Annotated in this window: 9 protein-coding genes; all 9 read right to left on the minus strand. The window is 63.9% G+C overall.

Annotated features, from left to right (window positions below; translation table 11 throughout):
* Positions 1 to 359: hypothetical protein (locus V7N12_RS13525; protein WP_333715161.1), on the minus strand; the 359-nt coding region annotated here is incomplete at its 3' end.
* Between the two features lie 4 nt (positions 360 to 363).
* Positions 364 to 585 (minus strand): hypothetical protein, encoded by a 222-nt coding sequence (locus tag V7N12_RS13530; RefSeq protein WP_333715162.1) that lies wholly within the window; start codon positions 583 to 585, stop codon positions 364 to 366.
* Positions 586 to 596: 11 nt separating this feature from the next.
* A complete protein-coding gene (locus tag V7N12_RS13535) occupies positions 597 to 782 on the minus strand; it encodes a hypothetical protein (protein ID WP_333715163.1) in 186 nt (61 codons plus the stop codon).
* Between the two features lie 25 nt (positions 783 to 807).
* The gene (locus V7N12_RS13540; RefSeq protein WP_333715164.1) at positions 808 to 1809 is read right to left on the minus strand and encodes a hypothetical protein; all 1002 of its coding nucleotides are present in this window, start codon (positions 1807 to 1809) and stop codon (positions 808 to 810) included.
* A gap of 100 nt (positions 1810 to 1909) precedes the next feature.
* Complete coding sequence (locus tag V7N12_RS13545) at positions 1910 to 2224, minus strand: hypothetical protein (RefSeq protein ID WP_333715166.1); 315 nt, start codon at positions 2222 to 2224, stop codon at positions 1910 to 1912.
* Positions 2221 to 2706 (minus strand): hydrogenase maturation protease, encoded by a 486-nt coding sequence (locus V7N12_RS13550; protein ID WP_333715167.1) that lies wholly within the window; start codon positions 2704 to 2706, stop codon positions 2221 to 2223. Before V7N12_RS13550 ends, V7N12_RS13545 begins: the two co-directional genes overlap by 4 nt.
* Positions 2694 to 3005 carry a hypothetical protein gene (locus tag V7N12_RS13555; RefSeq protein WP_333715168.1) on the minus strand — a complete coding sequence of 104 codons (312 nt, stop codon included), beginning with the start codon at positions 3003 to 3005 and terminating at the stop codon, positions 2694 to 2696. The genes V7N12_RS13550 and V7N12_RS13555 overlap by 13 nt, the downstream gene beginning before the upstream one ends.
* 12 nt (positions 3006 to 3017) lie before the next feature.
* A complete protein-coding gene (locus V7N12_RS13560; RefSeq protein ID WP_333715170.1) occupies positions 3018 to 3395 on the minus strand; it encodes a hypothetical protein in 378 nt (125 codons plus the stop codon).
* Positions 3396 to 3460: 65 nt separating this feature from the next.
* The gene (locus V7N12_RS13565) at positions 3461 to 5068 is read right to left on the minus strand and encodes a nickel-dependent hydrogenase large subunit (RefSeq protein ID WP_333715171.1); all 1608 of its coding nucleotides are present in this window, start codon (positions 5066 to 5068) and stop codon (positions 3461 to 3463) included.
* Positions 5069 to 5174: the final 106 nt, after the last annotated feature.

The raw sequence follows: 5174 nt of genomic DNA on the forward strand, positions 1-5174 counted from the left end.
GCGGCCACCTCGGCATTGCCGCCATGGCTCGCCAGCATCGGGCGGACCGTTTCCAGCGCCGCCTCGACCCGCTCGAACAGCGAGGGTTTCAGGATGCCGTGACGGCGGAGCACGGCATAAACCACCTCATCCCGCGCGGCCTCGGCCAGGGCCGCGCCAAAGCCCGGCTGGGATTTCAGACTGCGGATCAGGCGGCGAAAGGCCTCGGCGTTCAGCGCATCCAGTGCTTCGGTCTGGGCCTTCGCGCCCATCCGGGCCGCATCATCCCAATGCTCCGCCAGCGCCTCCAGCGCGCGCAGATCACCCAGCAGCCGGTCAAGGCTTGGGGCATCTGCTGTGGAGGCGGCGGCGTCTTTCATGGCCTCAGGCGTACTTCACGTCTTTGAGGAGGATCGGCTGCGCGATCCCCGCCACCGCCCCCGCCGTAATCGCCGCCAGCCACATCGGCGCAAACTGCCCCAGGACCAGCCCAACGATCAGACCCGCACCCGCGCCGATGGCCAGTTGCCGGATCACCATGCGGTTGTCTTTGAAAAGCTTGCCCGCAAAGAATTGCTTCGCAGAGTTCATTGCCATGCTGAACATGCGCGCCCTCCTCAGGTAAGGGACAGCACGAGCACGGTCAGAACGACCGCGACGCTGCCCGAAATGATGCCGTAAAGCCCGCCCATATAGGCGGCGAGTTCCGTGCCAAGGGCGTCCTTGCCGATGCGGATGCCCGACAGGGCCCCGGCACCAAGGGCAGCCGCAAGGCCAATGATTAGGGAGAGGATAACAGTCACGCGCAGGGTTCCTTTTGGTCTTGTGTCAATGGCTTTGATGCGACGCAAAGGCGCTGTGGGGCGCCAGTGCCGAGGTCAGGTCGGCGATCGCCTCGGCAACGGAACGGGCCTTCTCGGCCTCCCCACGCTGCTGGAAGATGCCTTGCGCATCACGCAGAAGGGCGACAGCCTCCTGGACATGGCGCGGGTTGCCGGCTTCGGGGTTTTCCAGATCGTCGGGCAGGTTCGCCAGGCAATTGGCCTTGTTCGCGATGGTGTTGGCATAGGCCTCGGGCATGTCGCGCAGGGTGCGGACCTTCAGCGCCTCGTCATAGGCATCCAGCGCGCGCAAGCAGTTTTCTACCCGGTGCGCGGTCGAGACATACTGCAGCGCATTGCCAAGGTTGTTTTGCAGCATGGCATATTCAACCGGATGGTCGATCAGGGTAACGACCTTCAGCCCCTCCTCGAACGCTTGCACCGCCAAAGCTTCGCGCAGCTTGCCGCTTTCGTCTGTGAAGGGCATCGACATGAAGGCGGTGGCGAGGTTGTTCTGCAGGATCGCGAATTCCTTGGGGTATGCGGCCTTGTCAAAGGTCCGCAAAGCCCGCTGATAGGCAGATATCGCGGGCTGGATCGGCATCATGCCCCAGCCCGCAAGCGTCTGGCAGATCAGGCCAAGGTTCATCTCGGCCTCAGCAACCTCGGCGTCCGAACCTTCAGCAGTCAGGGTCGCGATGGCCTTGGTGATTTCCGCGCGGGCAGCCTTCATCGGATCGGCATCCTCAGCCGGCACCGCCATCAGCGCTGTGGCAAGACGCGCCCGAATGCGCGCCCCGCCCAGCACTTCGTCCGGAGGGACGAGCGTCAGAGCCTTGCGATAAAGGTCAACAGCGGCATGCAGGTCAGCGGGTTCGCGCGGGGCCTGCTGCAGGCCCATCGCAATCTCCATCAGCATCTGCGCCTTATCGGCGTCAGAGGCATCAGCGTCTTCGACGGCCATCAGCGCCGCATCGACCTGCTGCTTGGTGCGGCTGGTTGTAGCCATGGTGGACCCTCCCCCGCGCGACTCAGGCGTGTCGCGTCTTCTTGTACGGAAACAAGATCACTTGCCGCGCGCTCTGTCTACTTTCTTCTTCAATTGAAAATCAACTTTGCAGGCTGGGCGGCAGTTCTGCGCAAAGTGCGCCCTGATCGGATACCCAGTTAGCAGGAAGATCAGTCACCCTCAGCCCAAGCAGACCCAGATCCTGAAACACGTCCCGCGCTTGCGCCACGCGGTCCCCAGCAGCATTGCGGAGCTTCAGAAGACAGCCGCCCGCCGTTGCCTGATGCACGGGCAGGATCATCAGCGTGCCGTCGCGTATGAGCACCACCACCGAAGCGATGCCGCGAAAGTAGGTCTCGACCACCACCGCGGGCAGGTAGACAGACCCATCCCGAACCGAAAGCACCGCGGTCATGCGGCCAGCCAACCATCAATCAGTCCGCGCACCCTTTGCGCTACGCTTTGCGCCGAAGCCTCGACCGGGGGGCTCAGTGCAAGGCCAAGGTCAAGGCTCGCCGCCTCGATCAACAGGACGACCACCGTCGCGGGATAGGCGTCGCCATAAATGCGGCGCCCGGCGTAAAGTGCATGATCCCAGCGGAACTCGTGCAAGCCCGCGCCCTTGGCAGGTGGCGCGGCAAGGACCTCGCCCGGCACCTCATAGACTGCGCCGGGATTGCCGCCGGGCACGCGGGCATCCACGACCACAAGATGGGTGGCCCCGCGCGCGCGATACATTGCCGTCATGCCGTCGGTGCCCACATCAAATAGCCGCACCTCGGGCGGCAGGCCGATGCCCCGCAGGAGGGCCATCACCCGTGGCCCTGCCCCATCATCGCTGCGGTTGGGATTGCCGCAGCCAAGTACGACAATGTCGGGCCCGGTCAGATCCGCCATAGCCTGCAGGACCATTCCGGCTCGACCGGCAGCATGAGTTCGGGCAGATCGCAGAACCGGGCATGGACCTTGTAGTACATGCAGGTCTCACAGGGCTGCGGCATGTCTTCGGCGACAATCGTGTGGTCGGTAAAGCCGCTGATCACCAGTTTCTTTTCCAGATCATCACCGGCTTCTACCTGCAGCCGGTGGACCAGCGCGTTCACCTCTTCGCTGGTTCCGGCGCGGGGCCAGACTTCGGTCTGCAGACCACCGGCAAGGCGGGTGGCAATCTCCTGGCGCAAGGCGTCAATGTCCATCTTTCCCCCCGTTCAGATCCGCCAAAGGCGGCACCACCAGTCCGCCTTGGCGGGCAGGTTGAGTTCCGGCAGGTCGCACCAGCGCTTGTGGACCAGATAGTACATGCACTCCTGGCAACGCATCTTGTCGGGTCCATAGGGCTCAAGAATCCAGCCCGAAATGACCAGTTTTTCCCGCAGGGCGTTGGCGTCCAGCGGTCGCAGGATGTCGAGCAGTTTGGAAAACTCCTTGTCCGTTTCGGGAAAGGGTTCCACCTCTGTCACCAGACCCTCGGCAAACATGTCCTCGATCATCCGGAGCAGCATGTCATGCCCGGCTTCGGACGGAGTCACACCGTACCGCGCAAGGTATGCCGCATCACGATCGGTGCTGCTGGCCTCCATATTCATGGCTAGTCCCTCCCCGGATGTAGCCGTTGGCGGCCGGGACGGTGCCCCGACCGCCACTCTCCGGATCAAGCCGTCCTGAAGCGCGCCAGTTCCTCGCCCGTCTGTCCGTCATGCGCGTGCACCGTGCAGACCAGACAGCTGTCATAGGACCGGCAGACGTGGCCGACCTCGACGGGATCGTGCTTGTTCTTGATCGGCGTGCCGATCAGTGCCTCTTCGATCGGTCCGCGCTGGCCATCGGCCGAACGGGGGCCGACGTTCCAGGTGGTGGGGGCGATGATCTGGTAGTTGGCGATCTTGCCGTTCTTCACTTCGATCCAGTGGCACAGCGCACCCCGGATCGCCTCGGTCGCTCCCCAGCCTTTGCCGTCGCGCTCCGTGGGCTTGATGTACCACTCATCGTTCAGCCGGAACTCGCGCAGGATGCGCTCGGCCTCACGATAGAGGATGCACAGCTCGTGCATCCGCGCGAAGTGGCGCAGCATGATCGAGGCGCCGCCCATCTTGCGGTACATGTCCAGCACCAGCCCGTCCGAGTGCTGGAAGGCCTGGCCGGTGGTGTTGCCTGCGATCAGGCGGCGGGCCAGCGGTCCGGCCTCAAGCGCGCCAGATTCCGCATGGCGCACGGCGGTGCCCCAGGAATACTTGCCCGCCGGATCGACCTTGTTCTTGGCGATGGGCTTCGTGGTGCGGTCAAACGGATGCACTGCCGCGCCCTCATCGTACCAGGCGTGGGTCGTGTCTTCACGGGTGAAGATATGCTCCATCGGCCCGAAGGTATCGGTCGCCCCGTCATAGGTGCCCGACTTCATGATCACGGCCGAGGACCGCCCGTCGATGGTGGGCTTGTTGTACTTGTCCTCGTGCGGCAGGTAGCCCCAGGTCACGAACTTGCCATGGCCCTTGCCATAGTGCTGCAGGCCGATCTCCTTGGACATGCGCCAGAACAGGCCAAGGTCGGAATTCGCGTGCTTCGGGCTTTCCTCAAGCCAGGCCTCGAACTGCTCCAGCGTCTGGATTTCCTCATACCGCTCCATCGAGCAGCCGAGCCACAGGGGTTCGATCCAGTTCTGCCGGAAGTGTTCCAGGATAGACCAGGCGCGCGTTACGTCAGTCAGCGTCGGCGCGCACATCACGCCGCCCGGCACCATGAAGGACGAATGCGGCCACTGCCCGCCGAGAAGCGCGTAGATCTCTACCGGGCGGCCCGAGATGGTGACCCCCGCCTCATAGGAGGTGCCAGTGAAGGGCGAATAGCGTTTGACCGCTTCGGCGTAGAAGGGCGATGCGGCATAGTTTTCGTTGGTGTAGTCGATCATGAACAGACCGTAATGGTGGCGTGGCAGCGATTGCAGCGACTCCACGATCTGGCCCAGGTTCCGCGCGAGGATGGCGTTGCGCGGCACGGTCGTGCCCCAGGCCGTATCCAGCGCCCAGGCGGCGCAGGTCAGGTGCGAGGCCCCGCAGATCCCGCAGGCGCGGGGGGTGACGACGAGGCCCGCCTGCGGGTCCTTGTCCTTCAGGATCACCTCGAACCCGCGGAACAGTTCCGCGTGGGTCCAGGCGTTGGTGACGACGCCACCTTCGATTTCAACCCGCACATCCAGATCGCCTTCGACCCGGCCCACAGGAGAGATGTCGAGCGTCTCGACGGTTGCTGCTGTTGCTGACATGTGTTTGCTCCCTGTTCGCGGTTCAGACCACGAAGATGTCTTCTTCGGCCCAGGCGGGGGCCATTCCCTTGGCGGCGGCGGTCAGCTTGATGTAGCCGACCTTGTC

The organism is Yoonia sp., assembly GCF_036770585.1.
In the GTDB taxonomy this organism is placed as follows: Bacteria; Pseudomonadota; Alphaproteobacteria; order Rhodobacterales; family Rhodobacteraceae; genus Yoonia.

What these genes read in the sequence shown, in the direction of transcription:
- V7N12_RS13530 (WP_333715162.1), bottom strand. Translation starts at nt 585, where the DNA reads ATGTTCAGCATGGCAATGAACTCTGCGAAGCAATTCTTTGCGGGCAAG.
- V7N12_RS13540 (WP_333715164.1), bottom strand. Translation starts at nt 1,809, where the DNA reads ATGGCTACAACCAGCCGCACCAAGCAGCAGGTCGATGCGGCGCTGATG.
- V7N12_RS13545 (WP_333715166.1), bottom strand. Translation starts at nt 2,224, where the DNA reads ATGACCGCGGTGCTTTCGGTTCGGGATGGGTCTGTCTACCTGCCCGCG.
- V7N12_RS13550 (WP_333715167.1), bottom strand. Translation starts at nt 2,706, where the DNA reads ATGGCGGATCTGACCGGGCCCGACATTGTCGTACTTGGCTGCGGCAAT.
- V7N12_RS13555 (WP_333715168.1), bottom strand. Translation starts at nt 3,005, where the DNA reads ATGGACATTGACGCCTTGCGCCAGGAGATTGCCACCCGCCTTGCCGGT.
- V7N12_RS13560 (WP_333715170.1), bottom strand. Translation starts at nt 3,395, where the DNA reads ATGAATATGGAGGCCAGCAGCACCGATCGTGATGCGGCATACCTTGCG.
- V7N12_RS13565 (WP_333715171.1), bottom strand. Translation starts at nt 5,068, where the DNA reads ATGTCAGCAACAGCAGCAACCGTCGAGACGCTCGACATCTCTCCTGTG.